The following is a 26,370-nucleotide window of genomic DNA, read 5'->3' on the forward strand; positions in this document are numbered from 1 at the left end:
TCAGGATGGGGGCTAACGTATTACTTAAACAATTCGGGGTGGAAAATTTTGGCCAGGTTTTCCAAGGCATCTACCAAACGCGGGCCCGGACGGCTGATAAGGTCATCATCAAATGGGATCACCCGCTCGTTTTTCACTGCGCGCAAGTTACTCCACCCAGGACGTTGGGCAACACTCTCCGGGGTGGTGCCCCATTTGGCATCGCCAAGGAGGATGATCTCAGGATCAGCCGCCACAATTTGCTCCAGGCTCATCTGTGCCCAGGGACTGTCGAGCACGGCGGCAATATTGACCCCACCGGCACGAGCGATCAAGGCATCATGGAATGAACCAGGCCCTGCCGTCCAAGGTTTGGCCGGATCTTGGGAGGCATCTAGCTCATAGAAAACACTGGGTTTCTGGCTCACCATTGCAATTTTCTTATCCACCGCCGCCACCCGCGCTTTGAGGCTCTCGATCAGCGCCGCGGCTTCCGGCTCATGTCCGATCAATCGTCCCACCACCTCTAGATTGGCATACAGGTCCTCCAGCGTGACCGGATTGGGCACCCAGAAAACCACCAATCCAGCGTTTTCCATAGCCTTCACCTGTTCCGGGGACTGAATTCCCGCCGCCAGCACCAGATCGGGTTGCAGGGCAACCAACTGCTCTAGGTTGAGCGTCTCCCAGGTGGAGCCAATATCGGTGACCGAGGCCGCCTCAGGAGGGTAATCCGAAAACGAATCGCGGGCAATCACCTGTTTGCCTGCCCCCAACGCAAACAGAATCTCGGTATTAGAGGGTGCTAAAGAGATAATACGTTGGGCCGGCGCTTTCAACGTTACTTTTCGCCCCAGCCCATCAGTGGCTTCAATCTGCGCTACTGGCGTAGCGGTTGGTGCCAGGCTCGCTGTTGGCAGAAAAGCCGCCGTCTCAGTAACCACCGGGCTCGGTGAGGTTGCCACAGGCGTCGCCGGAACACACGCGCCAAGGATCAACCCAAGTAATAACATGAAAATCAGAGCATGAGATAGTCGTTTCATGGTTCACTTCTCCGTTTACGTTTACTAAGGCAATCGTGTCAGTTTGAAGGATGAGCCCACACGTGAGGCGTACACTCCCGGCTGGTGGGCCCACCTGGCCGGGTGGGGAATTACATAGGCGTGTGCATGATCCTGGCCGTGGCTCCGGCATTCAAAATAGTACCTCCCTGTCGTGGTGACAGGGAGGTGAGAAACCAAGGCTGCCAGAGCATCGGTTCCCACCTCCTTTCCGCGAGAGGCTGGTGAACCCCTACCGGGCGGGCGACCTGGCTTAGAGGGCCTTGACCCTCCTCACAGTTGCGGGACAGCACCGGACTTGCACCGGTTTCGCCTTTAAGCCGCTCCATCCGGGGAGACAGGCACCCGGCAGGTGTTATGAGGTTGTCAAACTGGCATGATTGTAAGCGTAGCGAGAGGTATTGTCAAGAAAAGGATTGCCAAATCCGGGCTTCGCGACTATAATAAAAGCCGCCACGGGGCGTGGCGCAGCCCGGCTAGCGCGCTTGCATGGGGTGCAAGAGGTCCTGGGTTCAAATCCCAGCGCCCCGACCTAGGGCAACTTACATAGCCACAACAATGGGACAAAGAGGTCTGAGGTAGGCCAATGGACGCGAGCCATGTCTACCTCAGACCTCCTGCTTTTCAAAATCGTCGGTGCTTTCTTGATGACTCGTCGTTCTATTCTTCTCTTCCTAATTCCCTTTCTTCCACCCCGGGGCTATTTCTGCTCGCCCTTCCGCCGTTTGCTTTGCTATAATCTTGTTAGCGGGGACAACGTCGCTCACATCTTCTCTGTTTTCTAGAATCGCACCCCAAACCCCGAAATCCTGGATGGAACTACTGGTGGGATCTTAACGTCTTATTAGACGAAGGTCCTGCGTTAATACTCAAAAAGAAGCCCATAGTTGGAAGATAAGGAGGAGAAGCGTATGAAGAAGAGATTTCCCTGGCTCACTCTGAGCATCCTGATCCTGGTCATATTGGTTGGCGGGTGTTTCCCGCTGGGGCCGCGTCCTAGCACCAACCAAGCGGCAACCTACGCTGCGCAAACTGTTGAAGCTCGCCTGACCGAGATGGCGCTGCAAACCCTGATCGCCCAATTAACGGTGACCCCGGCCATTCCCAGTCCCTTCCCAACCGCCACCCCCGGCCCGCAGGAAGCCACTGCAACGCCTGTGCCCCCAACGGCTGTGCCCACGGCCCAGCCCACCCTGGTGCAACCTACGCCCACAGCTACCCCCCTCCCCTGCAATTGGGCTAAATTTGTCAAGGACATCACTGTTCCCGACGGCACCCGGTTCCGCCCAGGAGAAGCCTTCACCAAGACCTGGCGCCTTCAGAACATTGGCTCCTGCACCTGGACGGCAGATTATGCCCTCGTTTTCGCCAGCGGCAATGCCATGGACGGCCCAGCCTCACAGAAATTGGGCACCACCGTGCGCCCGGGTGAGACCGTTGATATCTCCGTCAATCTCAAGGCCCCGACAAAACCTGGTGATTATACTGGCAACTGGAAACTCCGCAGCGCAGATGGGGTCGTCTTCGGCTTGGGCCGTGATGCCAGTCAGCCCTTCTGGGTGAAGATCAAAGTATTAGAACCCTCGCAGGTCGCCTTCGACCTGGCAGCAAACTACTGTACAGCCGAATGGCGTACTTCCGCCGGCGTGCTCACCTGCCCTTCCAGCGGTATTGACACCACCAACGGCTCCATCACCATCAACAATGCTCCTAAACTTGAGGGCGGCCGCCAGGAAGATGAACCAGCCCTCATCACCGTGCCTTCCGCTGGAGATGGCGGATTCATTAGTGGCAAATTCCCCGTTTTCAAAGTGGCCAAAGGGGATCGCTTCAAAGCCATCATTGGCTGTCTGGATGGCGCCTCCAATTGTAACGTGATGTTCCAACTGAACTACATCGCCGATGGTGGCTCCGAACAGAACCTGGGCTCGTGGACACAGACCTACGATGGGAAATGGGAAAGCCTGGATGTGGACTTGAGCAGCCTAGATGGTAAGTCAGTGCAGTTCATCCTCAAGGTGCTCAACAATGGCAACTCCCAAGATGACTTGGCTTTCTGGTTAGCGCCACGCGTGGTACGCTAGCCTCTTTTCACCCAGCCCGCTGCGCTGTGGCAGCGGGCTGGGATGTTTACATCGGGCCGGAGTGCCCAGGAGCAAACCCATGAAATGCGTTTCTTTCTCCTGTTTGCGCCTTAACCGGCGCCTTTGGCTTGGTTGGGGGCTTATCTTTGCCCTGGTGCTCCCCCTGACCCAGCCTACCTGGTCGGTGCAGGCCTACACTGGCTACCCGACCTTCGATATCATCTCGGTCAAGCCGGATGAATCCGTAACCATCAAGATTCACAATCTGCCCCCTAATCAGACCTTTACCGTGCGCATGGGCAAAATTGGCACCCGTGCCATTGGCGGCATCGAGATCGGCCAGTTTGCCTCGGGAAGCGGGGGTACCCAAACCCTGACCTTCAACATCCCCGCTGCGCTTAAGGGACTGCGCCAGATCTCCATCCGCATGGATAGTAAACCCGGGGGTTACTATGCGTATAACTGGTTCTATAACCTGGGCGTCGCTACCACCGTGACCCCCAGACCAACCGCTACCCCTGGGCCCACGTCTACACCCAAACCCACTAGCAGCGGTTATAGCGGAATCCCTACGTTTACTATTTTGAGCGTTGTGCGGGACGATAAGGTCACGATCCGCACCCACAACTTCCCCGCCAATCAAACCTTCACTGTGCGCATGGGCAAATATGGCACCCAGGGCATCGGCGGCATTGTGATCGGCACCAGCCACTCGGGCACAGGCGGAAAGTTGGAATTCACCTACACCCTACCGGCTGAATTGAAAGGGCAAACCCGCATTGCTATTCGCCTGGAAAGCCCTGCTGGCTACTATGCCTTCAACTGGTTCTGGAACAACACAACACCCTAATCGCCCCTACAAGCTTTGAGGGGCGGCTATTGCACCGCCCCTCAATCATCTTCCTCCGCTTCGGATTTTGCCGATCACGCACGCAGGATGGCTTCAGCCATGCGCACGGCCCGCACCACTGCTTCCACATCATGTACACGCAGGATATCTGCGCCACGCTCCACCCCCAGCACTGCCGCCGCCAGCGTCCCTTCTAGACGCTGGTCCGGTGGGAGGTTCAGCGTATAGCCGATAAACGATTTGCGCGAGGGTCCCAGCAACAAGGGAAATCCCAGGGCTTTAAAAGCATCCAGATGGCGGATCAAATGCAAATTTTGTTCCACCGTCTTGCCAAACCCAATGCCCGGATCAAGGATAATACGCTCGCGAGGCACCCCCGCTGCAAGCGCCAAATCTACACTCGCCAGCAATTCCGTCTTGATATCCTCAATCAAATTGGCATAAGCAATATTCACATAACGCCCACCCAGCCGTTCGCGGAGTTCTGCATTTTCAGGCTGACTGCGGTTGTGCATCAGAATCACCACCGCCCCATAACGCGCCACGACCTCGGCCATGTGCTCATCGGCCCGTAAGGCCCACACATCATTCACCCAATGGGCCCCGATGCGCAGGGCAGCCTCAGCCACCGCGGCTTTATAAGTGTCCACCGAGAGGATCACTCCCCAATCTTGTCTAGCCAGAACCTCAACGACCGGGAGAACTCGCGCCATCTCCTCCTCAACGCCAACCGGTTTTGAGCCTGGACGCGTGCTCTCACCACCGATATCTAGAATATCAGCCCCGGCCTGAACAAAGCGCCGGGCCTGCTCAAGCGCCCTTTCCACTACCTGACCCTCGGTCAACAACCCATCTCCAGAGAAACTATCCGGCGTCACATTGATGATTCCCATGATGTAAGTGCGCTCCCCCCAGCGCGGCAGAGGAATAGCAGACATGCTCACTTCACCTCCTGCTCGGGATAATGCGCAAACGGCCACACGGCCTCCGGCCCTGCCCAGAACGTCACCCCGCTACAATCCAGACGCGCGCGTAATGCTGCAAATGTCTCTCCTAATCGTGGATGACGTCCGTGTGGGTAGAGATCACACAACGGCACCAGCACAAAAGCACGCTCTGCCATGCGTGGATGCGGGATACTGAGATCGGGCAGGTCAATCACCATTTCATCATACAGCAAAATATCCAGATCAATCAAACGGGGGCCATATCGTACCCCTTCTTCCCGTCCTAGGCGTCGCTCCAGCGCCTTGAGTTCGCGCAGCAAAGCCTGTGGCGCTAGATACGTTCCGGCTTCAATCACCATGTTAAGGAAAAGGGGCTGATCTACAATGCCCCAAGGTAGAGTCTCATAAACTGCCGAGGCGCGACGCGGTTGCGCCACCGGTGACAACGCTGCCAGCGCTCGACGCAGGTTTTGGGGCCGATCCCCCAAATTCGTCCCCAAGGCCAGATAAACGGTAGTCGGATGCGTTTCCATCGTTCGTTTAACCACCTTGGCTAAATGCTCTCTAAACTCACTGCGATCATGCCATTGCCAACCTGGCTTGCAACCAGAGCAATGGCCGGCACTTCGCGCTCCAATCGCTCGCTCCAAATCGTCAATACGGCCGGCAGGGGTTCTTCTGGCCAGGGCACGGATAGAACGGTCAGACTTCCATGTTCCTCGCGGAGCAGAGCGGGGGGCCCACCTAGGGCTACCAAGTAGCGAAGGTGCGCCACTTCCACCTCCTCCTGTGCGAGCCACGCCTGCCAACTCTGCAAAGTAGTTTGCGGGCGCCAGGGCAAAAGATTCCGCAAACGGGCACGTGGAAGTATGTTATAACGGCCAACTCCGCTTGCACTGGCTAGGGCGCTCCAGGCAAGCGCCTGACCCTTTCCCGAATGCACCAGAAGGCACCATTCCCGTCCGCCATGACGCAGGGCAGCCACTTGGTTTTGCAACCACCACAACGCACTAGGAGCAGGTGGGATCGGCCAGACATACGCCAGGCCGGGCAGGGCCTGGGCGAGTGGAACCCCCCAGAGGTGAGTTTCCTCCATCCAGGTGATCCGCAAACCGGCCTCTTCGAGCGCGTGGGCCAACCCCTCTGCCGTGGTAACCCCGCCTGCAACCCAGTAAGCCTCACCCATATTTGATTATTGATTGCGTAACACGTTGATCAAATCAGCGAGCAGCCCGTAGGCGGTGGTTTCAGGGCCGGGGTTGCTCTCCACAATCCCTAAACCCGGCAACACATCCAGTTGAAACTCTACGTAGGAACTGGTCCCACCAATGGCGTAAAGCGGCGAATCTGCTGAAACCCGCTCCGGGCGCACACGCGCTTCCAGCAATAAATCGCCTTGGCGACGCGCCGTGCAGACCAGTTTCCAGCGTTCGCCTGCTGCACGGGCTTCGGCAATTTGTTCTGGAGTCAGATCACGAATTCCCTGGCGCTCCACCTCTTGGGGTTTGAGCGGAATGCCCATGAGCACCGTGACCAGCGCCGCCACCTTGATCGCTGCATCCCAACCATCCACGTCCGCGCTGGGATCAGTTTCGGCAATGCCAATGGCTTGAGCCTGGCGTACGGCGTCCTCAAATGTGCGCCCCTGTTCCATCTCCCCTAAAATGAAGTTAGTGGTGGAGTTGAGAATGCCGCGAAAACCTAGTAAGTTCACTGCCGGCAACGGCCCGCGAAAGAGCGAGAAAATCGGCGCTCCATCCATGACAGCGGCTTCAAAGAGGAAGCGCTTGCCTCGTGTTGCCGCCATTTCGGTCAATTCTTTGTAAGCATGCACTACCGGGCCTTTGTTAGCAGTAATGGCGTGCATGCCTTTCTGTAACGCTGCCTTGATGTGATCAATAGCGGGTTGACCAGTCAAGTGATTGACAGGCGAGGTCTCAATCATCACCTCAGCCGAACTCGCATATAGAAAATCCAGCGTGCTCTGCGGCACCGGTTGTGCTGAAAGTACATTCAGCGATTGACCGCGCTCGCTCAACTCCAGCGCATGGTTAAGGTTAATCCCCCCGGGATTGATGGCCGCCCCATGCCGCCCGGTCACAATCCCCGTCACGATCACCTGCCAGCCGAATTGCTTGAGCAGTTCGGGTTGCTTGCGCAAGAGCAGACGCGCAAACGCCCGTCCTACATTGCCAAAACCGACCATTGCCAGAGTTACCTGTCGCGCCATCGTATTTTGCCCTCCACATCATCGAAATTGAAGCCAATGTCATACATGTTGTACCACAAACCCTCAGAATGTCAAATTCAGATCGGCGGCCATGGGTAGTAGCGCCGCCCCGCTGGGGGAAGCGGAAAATGTCCGCTCTCTAGAAGGCGCTGGGCGCGCCGAGCCAGAGCGTGTATCTCTGCCGGGCTGAGCAGCGTTCCCAGGGCACTCACCAGCGGATGCGAGGCGGTCTTCAGACTCGTGCTCAAGCCTTCAATGGCCTTTAGGTACTCCGGCGGGATCGGTTCACCCGCAAAATCCCATACTACTGTACGCAGTTTGTCCTCCACATGGAAACAAATGCCATGGTCAATCAGCCAAAGGTGATGCTCGGCGTCAAAGAGAATGTGCCCTCCTTTGCGATCCGCATTATTGACTAGGGCATCAAATAGTGCTACCGGGCGCAAACGCTGGCGATCCTCAGGGGTAAAGGTGAAGTAGTGATATTCCGGGTCATGCTCGATGAAGCGTTGAAGTGAGCCCTTACCCAGCGGTCCACGTCGCCGATACACGGTTGGCGGCACCAAATCCCAGCCCAGGGCCTGGCTCACTACATAAGCGGCCACCTCACGCATGGCTAAGGTGCCGGGGGGAAAATCCCACAAGGGTTGCTCGCCCCGTGTGGGTTTATAAACAGCCAGAATTTCCTCTCCTTGATAACGCACCTGCACCAAAAACGTATAATTGGAGCCCAATAGCATCTCCCCCCGCAATGTGATCTCGCCCTGCTCCAGCACCTGGATAATGGGCGTTGCTTCCTGAACTTCGTTCATTCCTGAATACGGTCAACTACCTTGGCTCTAATGCTTATGCCCATTACGGCGGGGGCAAAAATGACCTTCTGGATCCATCGGTTCCCCACACTGCGGGCAAATGGGTCGTCCGCGATTAACCACTTCAAGCCCCCATGCCGCGAGCGCCAGCAACTGTGAACGCGTGCACCACAACCGCACCACAGAGATCTCTTCCTCACTGCGTTCATCGGTCACCAGTTCATACGCCTCCAGGCGCGCCAAATCACGCTCAGGATCGTAAGCCAGGCTCATCTCACCCACGCGAAAGAGCGGCTCCACCGGGGGCTGGATGTGCATCGCTACCTCCTCATAAAGCGGGGAGGCGGGGGGCAAACCGGGGTAACGGCGGCTCAATTCTTCCAGAAATTGGGTCACACCCAGCGCCAGGGTCTGCAACTGCACCTTTTCAATCAGCAGGGTCACCGATTGCGCCCCCTGCCAGGCTTGCAAATAAAAGACGCGCTGCCCGGGCTGGCCAATTGCATCCGCGGTGATGTGAGTTACCGGATTCAAATCTATCTTAATGCGTGGCATGGAACGGGTCAAACCTCCTTATCCTGCTTATAGTATACCTGACCCTAGGGCCTTAAGCGGGCGCTTTGTCTAGAGTCCGTCCTATCCTATTCCTATAGGTAGGTTGCCTGCTTTTTGTTATGGGTTACCGAAGCCCGCGCCTTAATTCCCCCTGCTCCCAGATCACGGATTCAACCTCACCCCCCTCGCTCCCCAGCAAACGTTGTACTTGCACTTGAAATCGCCCCACCTCACCACTGGTAAAGAAGCGCACGTCTGCACGGCATCCTTCAGGCGCCAGCCAACCTCGTATCTCCAGCACGCGCTGCGTCTGGCGGGCCACTGCCGGCGCCGGGTCAATCACACGCACCCCCGGCCCTACAATTTCCTGAATGAGCGGGATTACAAAGGGATAGTGCGTACAGCCCAACACCACTGTATCAATCCCCTCGGCCAGCATGGGTTTCAGAGTCCGCTCCAGAATGCTACGCGGCGTTTCCCCATCCAGATCACCGGCTTCAATGGACTCCACCAAGCCTGGGCAGGTATCCTGATAAAGGCGCACATGGCGGGCAAAACGCTCCACCACTGAGGCGTACAGCGCTCCCTGAAAGGTGGCCCGGGTAGCCAACACGCCCACACGACCACTATGCGTCTGTTCGGCGGCAGGCTTGACTGCCGGCTCCATCCCCACGAACGGCACATCGGGGAAAGTCCCTCGCAGATAATGCAAGGCTGCGGCTGAAGCTGTATTACACGCCACTACGATAACTCGCGCCCCTTCGGCCAATAGAAAGCGGGTGATTGCTTCGGCAAACCCGCGCACTTCTTCAAGGGAGCGGGGGCCATAAGGCACGTGAGCCTGATCGGCCATGTAGAGCACTGGATGTTGGGGTAAGAGGGCGCGGATGGCGCGCAGGACTGAAAGGCCGCCTACCCCTGAATCAAATACACCAATGCAAGCCGGTTCAACCTTGCCACCCATCCCGCGCCGCCTGGATCAGGGCCTCGAACAGCACAAGGTGCTGGGAAGAGTCCAATCGCCGCTCCGGATGCCACTGCACTCCCAACCCAAAGGGATGCCCAGGCACTTCCACGGCCTCAATGAGCCCATCCGGTGACCACCCGACCGCTCTCAGACCCGGTGCCAGGCGTTCGATCCCTTGGTGATGATAGGAATTAACCTGAATCTCACTTGCCTTCACTAGGTTGGCTAGCCGACTGTCGGGCTCGATCTGCACAAGATGCCCCATTTCCTCCGACCAATGTGCTACCCGGCTTCCTAATTGCTCGGGCAGGTCGGCATAGAGCGTCCCTCCTAACGCCACGTTGATCACCTGGATTCCGCGGCAGATTCCCAGGAAGGGCCAACCCGTCTGGGCAGCCAGACGTACCAAGGCAATTTCGGTCGCATCACGGCGTGCATCCACACCATACACCTTGGGGTGCCATCCCCCTCCATAAAGGGCCGGATCCACATCTGCGCCCCCGGTTAACAACAAACCATTTAGGCGTTGACGGGCCCCCTGCAATGCCTCATCGTCAAGAAGGGCGGGAAGTAGTACGGCAACCCCTCCCGCCCGTTCCACTGCGGCGACATAAGTCTCGCTGATCGCGAACCAGCGATCCTGATCTTTGAATTTGCACCCTAACGTGATACCAATAAGAGGCTTAGGCACTGCACATCACTTCAATGAAAATGAGGCGAATTAGTCGGCCTGCTCGACCAGGTAGTTCTGCAAGCCCATCTGGCTAATTTGATCTAACTGGGCTTCAATCCAGTCGGCGTGTTCCTCTTCATCTTGTAAGATGCTTTCCAACAAGGCCCGCGTACCGTGGTCGGCCTCTTCAACCGCCAAACGGATCGCTGCGTTGTAGGCCCTGATGGCATCATATTCGGCTTGCAAGTCGCTTTTGAGTTGAACTTCCACATCCTCGCCAATATGCATCGGGTTTAACTGGCTGACAATCGGTTTACCCTCTAGGAAGATAATACGCCCAATCAGTTTCTCGGCATGGTGCATCTCGGTGATGGCGCGCTTCTCGATGGCTTCGTGCAATTTCTCGTATCCCCAGTTCGCACACATCTCCGAGTGTACCATATACTGATTGATGGCAGTCAATTCATCCGCCAGCAGGTGATTAAGGACTTCAATAACCTTCGGGCTTCCTTTCATGGCTGACTCCTTTCCCTGAGAAGAACGATGAACTTATGGGTATGTTGAGACGGCAATCCTATTCTCTATTTATTATAGTCTTAGAGGCGCTCCTCACGCCTTTTTTCAAGCCCTCTAATCCTCCACTTCGTGGTATGGGATCGGAGCAACCTCACGACGTTGCTCTCGGCGGCCAGTGGTTCCGAGCGGCGCTGATGGTGGGTAATAAAACGTCTGGCGTAATGCCCAGGTGAGTGGACCACTTTGGCGGTACCCTTGATAGGTGCCCCAGAATTGGGCCCAGCGGAAACGCACTATGTTCCACCACTCGCGCCGCCATACGCCTTCGCTGCGCGCTACCTGCCAGTCACTCCATACATTACTTATCCATAGGCGCACCAGATCACGCCAACTGAAGCGCTCATGGGGATAAATCTGCTTGAATGCCATGCCCTCGCGCCGATAGCGGTTATAGATCCCACGCCAGGTCTCACGATGAACGTGAATCACCTCGGCTTCCGCCACGTAACTAATGGCATAGCCCTGCACCTGTGCCCAGCGTGCCCAGGCCAGATCTTCTAGCGCCGGTAACGCCTCGTCATAAGGATGCTGCTCCCATAGGGCACGCCGAATGGCTGCGTTGGCGTTATTGCAAAAGGGGTGCGGTTGGCGAGGTATGGAATGATCGGGATACCAGCGCCGGAAAATTTGGTGTTCTGAGAACTTGGTCACCGGATGCCCGCGCTGCTTACCATAGGTCAACGCCACCTGCGGATCTGCAAACGGTTCTAGCAGACGCTCCAGCCAATCCGGGTAAACCGGGTATACATGCGCACTAGCAATTACGATGAAGGGTGCCGTTGCCTCACGAATGCCGTGATTGAGCGAACGACCAAACGTAAATTCCTGCGGGCTAATATGAGTGATCTTGACACCGTGGCGGCTTGCAATTGCCACCGTGGAGTCCGTTGACCCCGAATCGACCAAAATCACCTCAACATCGCGCAGGGTCTGATGGCGGATCCCCTCCAGTAGCCGCCCAATGTGCTGGGCTTCATTATAGGCGCGGATCACCACCGAACATAATGGCATGACTAACCCCTTGTTCCCTTCAATTTACTCCGAGGATGATAGAGGTGCTGGCATCTCTTCAAGGATGAAGGGCCTTCCCTCGCGGATACCTTCCACGATCACCTTGAGTGTGGGTGAATTTTCGGGCTGTAGTGCCGACCAAGCAAACGGTTTGAGGCGTACGAACCCCGGCCAGATCCCATCTTCTTCCAGGAAGGGGTCAAATGACAGCGATGTCACAAATAATTGATAGTATAAGAAGCGTCGCGCTTCCCGAGCGAATTCAGGGGGTACTTCAATGCGCTCAGCATTCAGAAAAGCCTCTGCTTGGCGCAAATAAGCCTCTGCTGTGGGCGGAAAGAACACCGTTGGATATTGAGTATAGCGCGCCCGCCCAGCACACAGTACCGGCACCCCCATAATAGACGCCTCTAAACCAATCGAAGAGTTGTACACCATAACAAATTTCGAACATTGAATCAACGCGTAAGAACTGAGATACTCGCGTGGCCCAACAAAAACCACATTGGGCAGGTTCTCTACCCCGCGGCGCACCACCCAGTCTTCCACTGTTTCGCGGCTTTCCTTACCTGGACGCAACTCATCCGGGTGGGCACGGATGACAAAAAGGGTTTCGGGGTGGGCGCGCATGACCTCTAGCACTGCATCCAACCAAGCAAACATGTCTGGGAAAAGGGTGTTGGCATGCGGTTGGCTGGTGTCAAAAATCACATTGGTAAAGATGGGCACAACCTGACGGAAGGCGCTCAGCCGCTGCTGCCAGGTCGCATCCAAATCGCGCATCTCGGGCCAGAAACGAATGCCGGCCATAGTAAACTGCCCCTGAAAGCGCTGGGAGAGATACACATCTAAACGGCGCTCCCGTTCAGGCGTAAGGGTAAAATCGTCAGGGATATGAATAGGGTAGGCCGTGGCCTCACCCTCGGTGAAAAAAGCCGAAAAAGGTCGTAGCCCCACCTCGTGGGTGATCACACGAATGCCATGTTGCCGGGCCACCCAACGCGCTGTGGCCTCTGGGTAAAACTGGCCGTTAAAGACCACCACTGCCATGGGGCGAATACGTTCCAAGAGGGCCGCAAATTGCTGGCCTAAACTCCACGCCGAGAGCATGTAACGACGATAAAGCAACCGAGTGGGCTCATCGTCTTCCAGGGTATGACGACGCAGAATCCAGCGAATGGCTGGTAAAACCAGTGCCCCCAAAGGCATCTCGCGGTAGGTAAAGTCCATTAACGCCGAAAGAGGCAGGTCGCAGATAGTCTGCTTTAATTCCGCATCCTCTTGATAGCCAAACGGTGCCTGATCGGTGTGGGCATAAATGGCACGCGATTGGGCCAGGCAGGCCGCACAAGGTGGGGGTTGGGTGGGGTCGTCACGCTGCGTGCCCAACACACATGGCTGTAATCCACGCCGGCAGACAAAGTGGACCACCGGCGTCCCGCTCAGACGCAACGCCCAACCGGTGAGCAACGCAAAAGCGGCATTAAGGCTGATCCCCACCAAACGGGTCGAGGCATTGAACAGGATCACAGGTGGCGTGCGCGCTTCGGCGGGGGCTTGCCCTTCCACCTGGCGCGCCAACAGGCGCAGGCGCAGGTTATTGTGCCAACGGAGCGCCCGTGTGCGCAGAGCCTGTGGTAACCGATTCAACATTCCGGACACAAGGGGCAAAGACTACACTCCGAAGCGGCGCAGTTTGCGCAGGGAGGGTAATTCGCTCTCGTACACACGTTTGACGCCATCTCCCAACGCCTGCTCGGTCACCCGAATATACTTGACCAGACGCTCAAACCCGCCCGGCTCCACCGAAGCGGCCTGATCGCTTCCCCACATCGCCCGATCCAAGGTGATATGCCGTTCAATCAGGCAGGCCCCAAGGGCCACGGCCACTACCGAGGGGATCAATCCCACCTCGTGCCCGGAATAACCGATTGGGATATCGGGATACTCACGCTTCAAGGTCTGGATCATGCGCAGGTTGAGTTCTTCCGGCGGGCAAGGGTAGGTACTGGTAGTATGGCAGATCAGCAAGTTATCCGGATCCAACAACTTGACGGCCTCACGGATTTGATCAAAGGTGGACATTCCGGTAGAGAGAATAATCGGGCGTCCAGTCGAACGCACCTTGCGCAGCAATCCATGATCGGTGAGTGCCGCCGACGGAATCTTATAGGCCACTGGGTTAAACGCCTCCAGAAAGTCCACTGAGGGTTCATCCCAGACGGATGCAAACCAGGTCATCCCTAATTCGCGCGCATGGGCATCAATCTCGCGGTATTCCGCTTCGCCGAACTCCATTTTGCGGCGATATTCCAGGTAGGTGATATACCCCCAGGGAGTCTCCCGCATCACATTTTGTTGATCAGGTGGCACACATAATTCGGGGGTACGCTTCTGAAACTTGACGGCATCCACTCCCGCCCGGTAAGCAGCGTTCATCAATCGCTTTGCAATCTCAATATCGCCATTATGATTGATTCCAATTTCGGCCACGATGTAGGTCGGGTAACCTTCTCCCACCCACTGCTCGCCGATCTTAATCGCTCTGGTCATGATCTCTCCTCAAGATTAGTATCAAATTCAAGCCGGGCAGAATCATACCGTCCCCACGGGTAATCGTCAATGCCCAGCAGAATTTGCCCAGCCAAGCCAGGATAAAAAGCGCCCGCCGTAAATTTGAAGGCGGGCGCTGCGCAAAGCCTCCAACCATCAAGAGAGTCCCACTACACGCCCGGTTTGGGGGTCAATATCAATATCGAAAAATGCGGGCCGCGTCGGCAAACCGGGCATGGTGCTAATGGTTCCCAGCAACGGGTAAAGGAAGCCGGCCCCCACTGAAGCGCGGATATCCCGTACCGGGATACGGAAGCCCTTGGGCACGCCCTTCAAATTGGGGTCGTGGCTCAGGCTCAGATGGGTCTTAGCCATGCAGATGGGCAGTTTATCAAACCCCATACGGGTGTACTCGGCAATTTTGGCTTCGGCTTCGGGCAAGTAATCCACCCCGTCCGCACCATAGACCTCACGAGCAATGATCTCAATCTTGTCCTTGATCGGCAAATCCAGCGGGTAGAGGAAGCGGAATTGTGAAGGCTTTTCAGCCGCTTTGACCACCGCCTCTGCCAGTTCCACCGCGCCTTCGCCGCCCAATTCCCAATGCCGGCAGACCACCGCCGCTTCGGCGCCACCTTCTTCAACCGCAACCTTGCGGATGAGTTCCAACTCCGCTGGGGTATCGGTGGCAAACGCGTTGATCGCCACCACTACCGGCACACCGAATTTACGGGCAATGCCGATGTGCGCCAGCAAGTTGCCCAGGCCGGCGCGCAACAGGTCCAGATTTTCTTCCGTATAGGCGTGATCGAGGGGTTTACCGGCTACCACTTTCGGGCCACCGCCGTGCATCTTGAGTGCTCGCACGGTCGCTACCATGACCACAACGTTTGGCACCAGGCCGGAATAGCGGCACTTGATATTAAAGAATTTCTCCATGCCCATGTCGGAACCAAAGCCCGACTCGGTGACCACGTAATCGGCCAACTTAAGCGCAATCATGTCCGCGATAATACTGCTATTACCATGGGCAATGTTGGCAAAGGGGCCGGCATGGACAAAGACCGGGGTGCCTTCTAGCGTTTGCATCAGGGTGGGCTTGATCGCATCTTTCATCAGGACGGTCATGGCCCCCGCCACGCCCAAGTCGTCAGCATCAATGGGCTCGCCTTGGCGGTTGGTGCCGATGACCACCCGCCCAATGCGCCGGCGCATGTCGGCCAGGTCGGTCGTCAAGGCCAGAATCGCCATTAACTCACTGGCCACAGTGATATCGAAGCCGGTTTTGCGTTCCAGGCCTTTCTCTTCCGGCCCCTGACCAATGGTAATAGCGCGCAGGAAGCGATCACTGGTATCAATAACGCGCCGCCAGGTGATGGAGTCGGGATCAATATCTAGGCGCACAAAGCGACTGCGCTCCTCGGGGGTCATCTCATCTGGATCGGTTTTATCAATCCCCAGTTTGCGCAGACGGTTCCACATGTTACGCGCAAAATGGCGCTTGCCGTTCTTATCTTTGGGGAAAAGACGCTCAAACAGTTGTTCGTCCGTGGCACTGGCTTCATGCAGAATGCGGGCATCAATAGCCGCTGCCAGCAAGTTGTTAGCCGCCGTAATGGCGTGAATGTCGCCGGTCAGGTGCAGATTGAATTCTTCCATGGGGATGACCTGGCTGTAGCCACCCCCTGCCGCCCCGCCCTTGATTCCAAACGTCGGCCCCTGGCTGGGCTGGCGCAGACAGGTCATGACGCTATAGCCCAAGTGAGCGCCCAGCGCCTGGCTTAACCCCACTGTGGTTGTGGTTTTCCCCTCTCCCAAAGGGGTGGGAGTAATCGCCGTCACGTCAATGTATTTGCCGTTGGGCACGTCTTTCAAGCGTTCCAACACCTCCAAGCGCACCTTGGCCTTATAAGGGCCGTAAAGCTCGATCTCCTCGGGCAAAAGGCCGAGTTCTTCGGCCACCTGGGTAATGGGCTTAAGTTCGGCTTCTTGGGCAATTTCAAAATCAGGCGGAACAGGGTTGCGCCGCTTCAGAGGCGTAGGCTGAAACGGGCGGCGCTGGATAAGGCCGGCTTTCTGTGACATGACTGCTTTCTCCTGGGGTGGAATTTTGGCTTTATGGCTTCAATTTATATTATCTCCCAGGACAGGAAGAAAATCAAGAAAACCAGGTAATTTGTCTGACATATTTATGAGGAATGTCTACTTACCCGCAGCCGAAATGTAAGGCAACGGGCTACGCACAAAGGACTCCACCGGTAACACATCTACCAGTTCGTACTGGCGAGTGCCCACCCCCAGGGCTTCCGCATATTGGGTGACCAAATAAGGATCCTTATAAGGCCCATGGAGCCAGCGCAGGGGGTGTCCCTCGCGTGTGTGAACTTCCATAGAGGTGGGGATATTCTCTTCAATGAGGGGAGTGCGCGACGTTACGTCCAGCACGGCCTGATCCACAGCGACTAGATCATCTGAACCGAAGATACCGGCATCTGGCAGAATCGGCATGCCAGTAAAACCGAAACAATCGCACACTGGCGTCATGTGGGTGGCTAAAACAATGTGTACGGCCTTACCAGGCGCAAAGGTGGACATCACAATCGAAGCACTAATGGCACAGGCTTCTTGAAACGAAGCAAAGTTAACCGGGTCAATCTTCAGGCTACCGGGGGGCGCCACCTGCAGACAGCGCCCACATTGGTTGCAATTGTCCACATGGAGGTGAAGATGGTCCGGGCGATCCTTATCCTGCACCAATGCCCCATGCGGACAGGACGCTATGATTTTCTGGCGCATAGCCGGATCTGGGCACTTCTCCGGAAACCAGTAGGGATCATAGTGACACACATCATGCATAGCGCTGCGTGTCTCAGCAACCATGCAACCCAGCGCCAGGTTCTTGATCGCGCCACCATACCCACAAGAGGGATGTCCCTTGGCATGGGCCAGGTTAACCAGGAAAGTTGCCTCTTCGATCAAACCGGCTACCTTCCAATCCTGGATGTTCTTGTAGGGGCGATGATGGGCATAGTAGTAGCGCTCCTGGGGACCCGCGGCGGGGTAAATGGGGCACCCCACTACCTCAGGCGTATAGCCGCGCGTCTCGGCACCGGCCACATCCCAAGAGACATCGGCAATGAAGGGCTTACCACCGCCCTCTTTGATTGCTTGCACCACGCGGCGCACAAAGACCGGGTGCACGGTTGAATAACCCACGTTGTTGCCGGTGTGCATCTTGATGACCACCAGTTCATCCTTGACCCGTTCGCGCAAGTTCAATCGCTCGATAATTAAATCCAGTTTGGCCGGCAGAGTCTCGCGCCAATCTAGGCGCGCCTGGCGAGGGGAACCAAAATAAACCGTTGCACGATTCATAGCACACCTCGATAAGCAGGGAGATGATACTTAGATTATAGTAGGGGGTTAAGAAAAAAGCCCTGTAAAAAGGGCTTGGGTTTTAAACCAAAAAAGTCTCTTGGCAACGACCTACTCTCCCAGGGGGTCGCCCCCCAAGTACCATCGGCGCTGACGGGCTTAACGACCGGGTTCGGGATGTGACCGGGTGTACCACCGTCGCTCAAGTCACCAAGAGACTTTTCGGTCATTTGTTAAGTTGCCGTGAATAGTGTGAGTGGGCCTCGATAAGACCCAACCGGTCAAAGAGACCTGAGTTCTCCGCACCACGTCGGAAGCCCTCGGCCATTAGTACGGCTAAGCTCAACGCATTGCTGCGCTTACACTTGCCGCCTATCAAGCAGGTAGTCTACCTGCGGCCTTACTCCCTTGACGGGATTACAGGGATCTCATCTTGGGGCGAGCTTCCCGCTTAGATGCTTTCAGCGGTTATCCCTGCCAGACATGGCTACCCAGCGATGCCGTTGGCACGACAGCTGGCACACCAGAGGTCTGTCCACCCCGGTCCTCTCGTACTAGGGGCAGCTCCCCTCAAATCCCTTGCGCCCACAGCGGATAGAGACCGACCTGTCTCACGACGGTCTGAACCCAGCTCGCGTACCGCTTTAACGGGCGAACAGCCCGACCCTTGGGACCTTGTCCAGCCCCAGGATGCGATGAGCCGACATCGAGGTGCCGAGCGAGGTCGTCGATATGAACTCTTGGACCTCACCAGCCTGTTATCCCCGGGGTAGCTTTTGTCCGGTAAGCCACGGCCCTTCCACTCGGTACCGTGGGATCACTAAGCCCGACTTTCGTCTCTGCTCGACGCGTTGGTCTTGCAGTCAAGCTCCCTTGTGCCTTTACACTCTACGGCTGGTTTCCATTCAGCCTGAGGGAACCTTTGGGCGCCTCCGTTACCTTTTAGGAGGCGACCGCCCCAGTCAAACTGCCCACCTGGCACGGTCCCCCACCCGGTTAACGGCGTGGGGTTAGGGTCTAAACATGATCAGGGTGGTATTTCACCGGCGGCTCCACCGAGGCTGGCGCCCCAGCTTCTCAGCCTCCCACCTATCCTACACAGACCATGCCCAAACTCAATGCCAAGCTGCAGTAAAGCTCCACGGGGTCTTTTTGTCCTGCTGCGGGTAGGCCGCATCTTCACAGCCATTTCAATTTCGCCGGGTCCCTCGTTGAGACAGTGCCCTAGTCGTTACGCCATTCGTGCGGGTCGGAACTTACCCGACAAGGAATTTCGCTACCTTAGGACCGTTAGAGTTACGGCCGCCGTTCACCGGGGCTTCGGTTCGGAGCTTCGCTTGCGCTAACCCCTCCCCTTAACCTTCCGGCACTGGGCAGGCGTCAGCCCCTATACATCGCCTTACGGCTTAGCAGAGACCTGTGGTTTTGGTAACCAGTCGCTAGGGCCATTTCACTGCGACCCCCCGGCGCTACGCGATTAGCTCACGCCAGAGGGCACCCCTTCTCCCGAAGTTACGGGGCCAATTTGCCTAGTTCCTTAACGAGGGTTCTCCCGTTCGCCTGGGTATACTCTACCCGTCTACCAGTGTCGGTTTGCGGTACGGGCACTCGAGATTCAACGCTTAGAAGCTTTTCTTGGCAGCAAGGCTCAGCTCACTTCGCCTTACGGCCCGCCACGGCATCTCAGCTCAGCCGGCGGATTTGCCTACCGGCCTCATCGCCTGACACGCCATGCACCTGCACGACCAATCGCAGGCTGGCCTACCTCGCTGCGTCCCTCCATCGCTCCTCTCGAGTGGTTCCGGAATGTTGACCGGATGTCCATCACCTACGCCTTTCGGCCTCGGCTAAGGGCCCGACTAACCCGACGCGGATTGACCTGGCGTCGGAAACCTTAGACATACGGCGAACACGGTTCTCACGTGTTTTACGCTACTCATGCCTGCATTCTCACTTCTACTCGCTCCAGCCGTCCTTCCGGTCGACCTTCCCCGCGAGTAGAACGCTCCCCTACCGCCTCAGCTTTCGCTGAGACCCATGGCTTCGGTATCAGGCTTAGCCCCGTTGAGTTTTCCGCGCAGGGTCACTAGACCAGTGAGCTATTACGCACTCTTTAAAGGATGGCTGCTTCTAAGCCAACCTCCTGGTTGTTTCAGTAACCCCACATCGTTTCCCACTTAGCCTGAATTTGGGGACCTTAGCCGATGGTCTGGGCTGTTTCCCTCTCGACCACGAATCTCATCACCCGCAGTCCGACTGCCACGCTATAGAGTAGCGGCATTCGGAGTTTGATTGGGTTCGGTAAGCAATAAGCCCCCTAGCCCATTCAGTGCTCTACCTCCGCTACTGAACGCGTGGCGCTAGCCCTAAAGCTATTTCGGGGAGAACCAGCTATCTCCGGGTTCGTTTGGCATATCACCCCTACCCACAGCTCATCCCCTAACTTTGCAACGTTAGTGGGTTCGGGCCTCCACGAGCGATTAAGCTCGTTTCACCCTGGCCATGGGTAGCTCACCCGGTTTCGGGTCTAATCCCTGCGACTCAGCGCCCTATTCAGACTCGCTTTCGCTACGGCTCCGGGTGTCACTCCCTTAGCCTCGCCACAGAGATTAACTCGCAGGCTCATTCTCCAAGAGGCACGCTGTCAGGCCTAGCGGCGCGCACCCGGCTTTCGCCGGAGCACCGACCCGCCATTAGCCCTCCAACTGCTTGTAGGCTTACGGTTTCAGGTTCTATTTCACTCCCCTCGCCGGGGTACTTTTCACCTTTCCCTCACGGTACTTGTTCACTATCGGTCGCCAAGTGTATTTAGCCTTGGAGAGTGGACTCCCCAGCTTCCCGCCGGATTAGCGTGCCCGGCGGTACTCAGGGTCCTGGCGGGAGGCAACTCGCTTTCGCATACGGGGCTATTACCCTCTTTGGCAGGCTTTCCCACACCTTTCTGCTAGCGAATTGCTTTGTCACTCCCATATGCCAGGCCCTACAACCCCACCCCGGCAAGCCGGGATGGTTTGGGCTCTTCCCCTTTCGCTCGCCACTACTCAGGGAATACTTTCTTTTCCTCTGGGTACTTAGATGTTTCAGTTCCCCAGGTTCCCCTCGCTCCGCCTATGGGTTCAGCGGGCGATGCCAGTGGTTCACACTGGCGGGTTTCCCCATTCGGAGATCCCCGGATCAACGCCTGTTCACGGCTCCCCGAGGCTTATCGCAGTGACCCACGTCCTTCATCGGCACTTGGCGCCTAGGCATCCACCGTAAGCCCTTAGTAGCTTCCGTACGTGATACGGAGAACCCAGGACTCTTTGTTTTTTGTCCCGTCGAAATTGGGCCTTACGTTGTTTGGCCTACATCACACTATTCACTTTTTAAGGTGCTGCTCCGATCTTGCGATCGGGCGCCGTTGGCTGGCGCTCAGTGCCCCTCACCGCGCGGTCAGGACCACTCAGCACGAGCCAACTTACTTACCCTATCCCCTTGTTAATTTTCACGCGGCGACCCGGCTCGCCGCCGGGTCGTCTTCATTCGATCCCTTGCGGTTCGCCTTCGTTACTTAGATCTGCCACTCACTCTGACTCACGCTACCCAAACACCTCGTCCGTCAAACCTGACCGTTTCCGGCCTCCTCAGTGTAACTCAGTGGAGATGAGGGGATTCGAACCCCTGACCTCCGCCGTGCAAAGGCGGCGCTCTCCCAACTAAGCTACATCCCCGCGTTCGGGGCAGTGGGCCTTTCAGGAGTCGAACCTGAGACCTCGCCCTTATCAGAGGCGCGCTCTAACCAGCTGAGCTAAAGGCCCATCCGGTGCCGCCCGCACCTTAACAACTGAGAAGTGATAGGAAGATCGCCCTGCGACCCGACCTCGCCACCGCTGCGAGGATTTGGAGGATCACAGTTCGCACTTTTTTGAGCGCCCCTCCGCAGAGGGTTGCTCAGTGCTCCCTAGAAAGGAGGTGATCCAGGCGCACCTTCCGGTACACCTACCTTGTTACGACTTCGTCCCAGTCACCAGCCCCACCTTCGACGGCGCCCTCCCTTGCGGGTTAGGCTACCGGCTTCAGGTGTTGCCAGCTCCCATGACGTGACGGGCGGTGTGTACAAACCCCGGGAACGTATTCACCGCAGTATGGCTGACCTGCGGTTACTAGCAACTCCGTCTTCATGCAGGCGGGTTGCAGCCTGCAATCTGAACTGAGGCCGGCTTTGGGGGATTGGCTCCACCTCGCGGTTTCGCGACCCATTGTACCGACCATTGTAGCGTGTGTGTAGCCCAGGACATAAAGGCCATGCTGACTTGACGTCATCCTCACCTTCCTCCGGCTTAAGGCCGGCGGTCCCGCGTGACACATGTAACACGCGGCGAGGGTTGCGCTCGTTGGCGGACTTAACCGAACATCTCACGACACGAGCTGACGACAGCCATGCAGCACCTGTGCAGGCTCCCCGAAGGGTCGGTCACCTTTCGGCTCCCTACCACCTGCATGTCAAGCCCTGGTAAGGTTCTTCGTGTTGCATCGAATTAAACCACACGCTCCGCTGCTTGTGCGGGGTCCCGTCAATTCCTTTGAGTTTTAGCCTTGCGGCCGTAGTCCTCAGGCGGTGGACTTATCGCGTTAGCTTCGGCACTGATGGATTTTAACCCACCAACGCCAAGTCCACATCGTTTACGGCTAGGACTACCGGGGTCTCTAATCCCGTTTGCTCCCCTAGCTTTCGCGTCTGAGCGTCAGAGACGGTCCAGGGGGCCGCCTTCGCCACTGGTGTTCCTCCGGATATCTACGCATTTCACCGCTACACCCGGAATTCCACCCCCCTCTACCGCTCTCGAGTCCAGCAGTATTGAACGACCTCTCCCGGTTGAGCCGAGAGATTTCACATCCAACTTGCCGGACCGCCTACACGCGCTTTACGCCCAGTAAATCCGGATAACGCTCGCCTCCTACGTTTTACCGCGGCTGCTGGCACGTAGTTAGCCGAGGCTTATTCGGAGGGTACTGTCCTTCCTCATCCCCTCCAAAAGCGCTTTACAACCCGAAGGCCTTCATCGCGCACGCGGCGTCGCTGGGTCAGGCTTTCGCCCATTGCCCAATATTCCCTACTGCTGCCACCCGTAGGTGTCTGGCCCGTGTTTCAGTGCCAGTGTGGGGGGCCACCCTCTCAGGCCCCCTACCCGTCATCGCCTTGGTAGGCCGTTACCCTACCAACTAGCTGATGGGACGCAGGCCCATCCCGAAGCGGTTTGCACCTTTAGTTCTGCGGCCTCTAATCCACAGAACCACATGGGGTATTAGCAGCCCTTTCGAGCTGTTATCCCCCTCTTCGGGGTAGGTCACCTACGCGTTACTCACCCGTTCGCCACTGAGTGCGTTACGAGAACACACTCCGTTCGACTTGCATGTATTAGGCGCGCCGCCAGCGTTCATCCTGAGCCAGGATCAAACTCTCCGCAAGAGTTTGATATCGCCTTTTCAGGCGTCAAGGTTAAACTCGCCGGATCGACAGGTGTCTTCCTATCACTCTTCAGTTGTTAAGGTGCTGCTCTCCGAGGGCCAGATTCTACCCATCCTCGCTGCCCCTGTCAAGGTCTGCCGACAAAACCGCCGATGTTAATCCTGCGCTTTTCTTTCGTCCAGCGGGGTCAACACCGGCTTCGCGTACGACACCCTTGTCAGGCCTGGTCCCTCTTGAGACTAACCTGTTCAATTGTTAACGATCCGCTCCTTGCGAGCAAGATCGCCCTCACCTTGGGACTCTTATTGTACCGAGTTCCTCGCAGGCTGTCAAGAGGGTTACGCGCCTTTCTCCTGCAGTATTTGCCGCTTTGCCCGGCGCTTGCCATGCGCTGACGATCGCTACTCGCCCGCGCGGAGGCTGGGTCCCTCTCTATCCACTTGTCATCCATTTGCCGATTGCCCGGCGAAATGGGCCTCTTTCCGAGGCAGCGGGCTTGATTATACTCGCCCTCTTGAGCGTGTCAAGGGTTTTAATCGCCCTCTTTTCCCCCTTTTTCAACCGAGGCCAGATGATGCGCCAAACGGAGTGGTTCCGGAAGACGATAACCGCGTGTACAATGCATAACCAGGTCGATCGCCGTTTCCAGGCTAACCCGATGACCGATTGAGACATATACCGGCTTGACCCCTGCCCGCGTACGCAGGGCAGCCCCGATCACCTCCCTCCCTTCATAAAGGGGTTGCCAGGCACCCACGTTTTCCGCCACGGGTGCATGTTGCCCCACCAAACGCGATTTCGCCACCCCTATCGTCGGCACATCGCACCACACTCCCAAATGGCTGGCGATACCCAGGCGGCGTGGATGAGCAATCCCTTGCCCATCCACCAATAGAACATCCGGCCATTTCTCCAACTGGGCTAACGCCTCCAGGATGGCCGGTACTTCACGGAAAGAAAGCAGCCCTGGAATATATGGGAAGGTGACCACCTTCCGCGCCAACACCTGGTGCCGCAGGGTCAGGGCGGGGAAATCCAGCACCACCACCGCAGCCCGCGCCACCTGTCCCTGATCCTCAAACCCCACATCCACCCCTGCGATGGTGCAGATTTCACCCAAGCGATCCTCACGGATCACCTGTCCACGCCATTGCATTTGAATGACCATCGCCTCTTCCGGGCTTATATCCCAGGCATGGGGAGGAACAAGAGGTAGGGGCATCAGGCTCAAAACTTCATTTCTCATCCAGGGTTGCTTTAATTTCTGGCATGTAGGTTGCAGCTCCCCAAGGGGAACCCTCACCCATAAATGAGCGTCTCTTATAAAGATCGGCTTTCTCAAAGTATAATTCAAAACGTATATGCGCGCCGAACCACTTCCTTTTCCTCGTCTTGATTCTCGCTTGCACCAGGTCTTGGTGATTCTGGCAAGCGCTGCCTTGGCTTTTATTGGCCTGGTGATTGGAGTGACTCTGCTTTTCCAACTCTGGTTTGCCGGGCGTATCTTCCCCGGTGTGAGCGTGGCAGGGGTGCCCGTGGGTGGGCTCACCCCCAGCGCTGCGGCCCAGCGCCTGACGGCCGAATGGACATTTCCCCAAACCGGGCGTATCCTGCTCCAGGACAAGGACAAAATCTGGCTTTTCACTCCTCAGCAATTGGGAGTGTTTCTGGACGCCCACGCCTCTGCACAACAGGCTTTTCGCTTGGGACGTTCTGGCCCGCTCTTAGATCGCTTGGGGGATCAAATCCAGGCGCTTTACACCGGCAAAACCCTTTCACCGGTGCTCATTTTCGACCAGCGTATCACCTACCAGCAATTACGCACCTTGGCCCAAGAGATTGACCGCCCAGTGCTTGAGGCTAGCCTAGGTCTTCAGGGCACCGAGGTGATTGTACGCTCGGGTGAAATTGGGCGCACTCTGGATGTCGAAGCTTCGCTGATCCTGCTCACGCATCAGTTGCAATCGCTCCAAGATGGTGTCGTCCCGCTCATTATATGTGAAACCCCACCCCTTATTTTGGACGCCAGTGCCCAGGCCGAGGTGGCGCGGCGCATCCTCAGCCAGCCCCTAACCATCACCTTGCCCGAGGACCAGCCCGATCACGGCCAGGTTGGCCCCTGGGTCTTTGATCCCCCCACCCTGGCCGGCATGCTGGCCATCGAGCGGGTGCAGGACGAGCACAGTGCCACCTACCGGGTCACCCTGCAACGTGAAGCCTTGCTCAACTTTTTGAGCAACCTGGCCCCAACATTGGCCAAAGACCCCCAAAACGCACGTTTCATCTTCAATGACGACACCCGCCAACTCGAACTAATCCAGCACGCTGTGATCGGTCGCCGCCTCAACATTGAGGCCAGTCTGCGCACCATTCAGGAAAAAGTGACCCAAGGCGAGCACACCATTCCTCTGGTGTTTGATTACACCCCGCCTCCGGTCACCGACGATGCCACCGCCGAGCAACTCGGGATTCGCGAATTGATTCACGCCGAGACGAGTTACTTCTACGGCTCCAGCCGCGAGCGGGTGCAAAACATCCAAGCCGCTGCAGCGCGTTTTCACGGGCTGTTAGTCGCACCAGGTGAGGTCTTTTCCATGGCCCAGGCCCTGGGCGATATTACCCTGGATAACGGATACGCCGAGGCCCTGATCATCGTTGGCAATCAAACCATCAAGGGCGTTGGGGGTGGCGTGTGTCAGGTCAGCACTACCCTCTTCCGGGCAGCTTTCTTTGCCGGCTACCCCATCATCGAGCGCCACGCGCATGCCTACCGTGTCTACTACTACGAGAAGGTGGCCGGCAATCGCATCAACCCTCGCCTGGCAGGCCTGGATGCCACCGTCTTTGTCCCGTTGGTGGATTTCAAATTCAAGAACGACACTCCCTATTGGCTACTGATGGAAACTTATGTCAACCCGGCTGCCAGTACGCTGACCTGGAAGTTTTACTCCACCTCGGATGGCCGCCGTGTAGAGTGGGACACCACCGGCCCGATCAATGTGGTGGATCCGCCTCCGCCGCTGTACCGCGAAAACCCCGATCTGGCACAGGGTGAAATCAAGCAGGTGGATTGGGAGGCCCAGGGTGCCGATGTGATCGTTACGCGCACCGTCTACCGCAACGGCGAAGTGTACCTGCGGGATACCTTCAAGACCCACTACCGTCCTTGGCGGGCCGTCTACGAGTATGGCCCAGGCACTGAGGTGCCCACTCCCGCCAGTGAGGGGGGATAACGCGCTGGAGAACCC

Annotated in this window: 19 protein-coding genes, 3 tRNA genes, 3 rRNA genes and 1 riboswitch; of the genes, 4 read left to right on the forward strand and 21 right to left on the reverse strand. The window is 57.0% G+C overall.

Translation table 11 applies throughout. From position 1 onward, the window contains the following. Positions 1-20 precede the first annotated feature (20 nt). Positions 21-1,022, reverse strand: a complete 1,002-nt coding sequence (locus Q0721_RS04185) for a cobalamin-binding protein (RefSeq protein ID WP_299025773.1) — start codon at positions 1,020-1,022, stop codon at positions 21-23. A 238-nt stretch (positions 1,023-1,260) separates the two neighbouring features. After that, positions 1,261-1,404, reverse strand: a riboswitch (cobalamin riboswitch). A 92-nt stretch (positions 1,405-1,496) separates the two neighbouring features. On the opposite strand from Q0721_RS04185, the gene Q0721_RS04190 reads away from it, so the two are divergent. The 3 genes from Q0721_RS04190 (at position 1,497) to Q0721_RS04200 (ending at position 3,974) form a co-directional block, all read left to right on the forward strand. Further along, positions 1,497-1,571, forward strand: a tRNA-Pro gene (locus tag Q0721_RS04190). Positions 1,572-1,951: 380 nt separating this feature from the next. Continuing rightward, a complete protein-coding gene (locus Q0721_RS04195; RefSeq protein WP_299025778.1) occupies positions 1,952-3,124 on the forward strand; it encodes an NBR1-Ig-like domain-containing protein in 1,173 nt (390 codons plus the stop codon). A gap of 79 nt (positions 3,125-3,203) precedes the next feature. Beyond that, complete coding sequence (locus Q0721_RS04200) at positions 3,204-3,974, forward strand: hypothetical protein (RefSeq protein ID WP_299025781.1); 771 nt, start codon at positions 3,204-3,206, stop codon at positions 3,972-3,974. A 74-nt stretch (positions 3,975-4,048) separates the two neighbouring features. Here the strand turns inward: Q0721_RS04200 and folP are convergent, their stop codons facing one another. From folP to nfi, 20 genes are all read right to left on the reverse strand, one after another. Next, entirely contained in the window at positions 4,049-4,912 is an 864-nt protein-coding gene (folP, locus tag Q0721_RS04205) for a dihydropteroate synthase (protein WP_299025784.1), read from the reverse strand. Positions 4,913-4,914: 2 nt separating this feature from the next. Next, complete coding sequence (gene folK, locus Q0721_RS04210; RefSeq protein WP_299025787.1) at positions 4,915-5,454, reverse strand: 2-amino-4-hydroxy-6-hydroxymethyldihydropteridine diphosphokinase; 540 nt, start codon at positions 5,452-5,454, stop codon at positions 4,915-4,917. 20 nt (positions 5,455-5,474) lie between these two features. After that, the gene (locus Q0721_RS04215; protein WP_299025790.1) at positions 5,475-6,107 is read right to left on the reverse strand and encodes a hypothetical protein; all 633 of its coding nucleotides are present in this window, start codon (positions 6,105-6,107) and stop codon (positions 5,475-5,477) included. Between the two features lie 6 nt (positions 6,108-6,113). After that, positions 6,114-7,151, reverse strand: coding sequence for a homoserine dehydrogenase (locus tag Q0721_RS04220; protein WP_299025793.1), 1,038 nt, complete (start codon positions 7,149-7,151; stop codon positions 6,114-6,116). A gap of 77 nt (positions 7,152-7,228) precedes the next feature. Next, on the reverse strand, positions 7,229-7,963 hold the full coding sequence (locus tag Q0721_RS04225; RefSeq protein WP_299025796.1) for an SCO1664 family protein: 735 nt from the start codon (positions 7,961-7,963) through the stop codon (positions 7,229-7,231). A gap of 27 nt (positions 7,964-7,990) precedes the next feature. Next, positions 7,991-8,518 (reverse strand): DUF3090 domain-containing protein, encoded by a 528-nt coding sequence (locus Q0721_RS04230; protein ID WP_299025799.1) that lies wholly within the window; start codon positions 8,516-8,518, stop codon positions 7,991-7,993. A gap of 124 nt (positions 8,519-8,642) precedes the next feature. Then, on the reverse strand, positions 8,643-9,482 hold the full coding sequence (gene murI, locus Q0721_RS04235) for a glutamate racemase (RefSeq protein ID WP_299025802.1): 840 nt from the start codon (positions 9,480-9,482) through the stop codon (positions 8,643-8,645). Beyond that, positions 9,466-10,176, reverse strand: coding sequence for a gamma-glutamyl-gamma-aminobutyrate hydrolase family protein (locus Q0721_RS04240; RefSeq protein ID WP_299025805.1), 711 nt, complete (start codon positions 10,174-10,176; stop codon positions 9,466-9,468). The genes murI and Q0721_RS04240 overlap by 17 nt, the downstream gene beginning before the upstream one ends. Before the next feature lie 30 nt (positions 10,177-10,206). Next, on the reverse strand, positions 10,207-10,674 hold the full coding sequence (bfr, locus tag Q0721_RS04245; RefSeq protein WP_299025808.1) for a bacterioferritin: 468 nt from the start codon (positions 10,672-10,674) through the stop codon (positions 10,207-10,209). 114 nt (positions 10,675-10,788) lie between these two features. Continuing rightward, a complete protein-coding gene (locus Q0721_RS04250; RefSeq protein WP_299025811.1) occupies positions 10,789-11,745 on the reverse strand; it encodes a glycosyltransferase family 2 protein in 957 nt (318 codons plus the stop codon). Positions 11,746-11,769: 24 nt separating this feature from the next. After that, positions 11,770-13,398: a hypothetical protein gene (locus tag Q0721_RS04255; RefSeq protein ID WP_299025814.1), complete on the reverse strand. Its 1,629-nt coding sequence runs from the start codon at positions 13,396-13,398 to the stop codon at positions 11,770-11,772. Positions 13,399-13,419: 21 nt separating this feature from the next. Beyond that, positions 13,420-14,298, reverse strand: a complete 879-nt coding sequence (locus Q0721_RS04260) for an N-acetylneuraminate synthase family protein (RefSeq protein WP_299025817.1) — start codon at positions 14,296-14,298, stop codon at positions 13,420-13,422. Between the two features lie 156 nt (positions 14,299-14,454). Beyond that, positions 14,455-16,383 (reverse strand): formate--tetrahydrofolate ligase, encoded by a 1,929-nt coding sequence (locus Q0721_RS04265; RefSeq protein WP_299025820.1) that lies wholly within the window; start codon positions 16,381-16,383, stop codon positions 14,455-14,457. A 117-nt stretch (positions 16,384-16,500) separates the two neighbouring features. Then, positions 16,501-17,673 carry a DUF362 domain-containing protein gene (locus Q0721_RS04270; protein WP_299025823.1) on the reverse strand — a complete coding sequence of 391 codons (1,173 nt, stop codon included), beginning with the start codon at positions 17,671-17,673 and terminating at the stop codon, positions 16,501-16,503. Between the two features lie 98 nt (positions 17,674-17,771). Next, positions 17,772-17,888: ribosomal RNA gene (rrf, locus tag Q0721_RS04275) — 5S ribosomal RNA — on the reverse strand. Positions 17,889-17,981: 93 nt separating this feature from the next. Continuing rightward, positions 17,982-20,949: ribosomal RNA gene (locus Q0721_RS04280) — 23S ribosomal RNA — on the reverse strand. A gap of 361 nt (positions 20,950-21,310) precedes the next feature. Then, positions 21,311-21,383: transfer RNA gene (locus tag Q0721_RS04285), tRNA-Ala, on the reverse strand. 13 nt (positions 21,384-21,396) lie between these two features. Beyond that, a tRNA-Ile gene (locus tag Q0721_RS04290) sits at positions 21,397-21,470 on the reverse strand. Between the two features lie 147 nt (positions 21,471-21,617). Then, positions 21,618-23,122: ribosomal RNA gene (locus Q0721_RS04295) — 16S ribosomal RNA — on the reverse strand. Together the 16S, 23S and 5S rRNA genes with 2 tRNA genes alongside form the textbook arrangement of a ribosomal RNA operon. Before the next feature lie 532 nt (positions 23,123-23,654). After that, complete coding sequence (nfi, locus tag Q0721_RS04300) at positions 23,655-24,368, reverse strand: deoxyribonuclease V (RefSeq protein ID WP_299025826.1); 714 nt, start codon at positions 24,366-24,368, stop codon at positions 23,655-23,657. A gap of 115 nt (positions 24,369-24,483) precedes the next feature. Here nfi and Q0721_RS04305 point away from each other — a divergent pair, with 115 nt between their 5' ends. Beyond that, positions 24,484-26,355: a VanW family protein gene (locus Q0721_RS04305; protein ID WP_299025828.1), complete on the forward strand. Its 1,872-nt coding sequence runs from the start codon at positions 24,484-24,486 to the stop codon at positions 26,353-26,355. Positions 26,356-26,370: the final 15 nt, after the last annotated feature.

This window comes from uncultured Thermanaerothrix sp., assembly GCF_938028735.1.
Taxonomy (GTDB): domain Bacteria; phylum Chloroflexota; class Anaerolineae; order Anaerolineales; family Anaerolineaceae; genus Thermanaerothrix.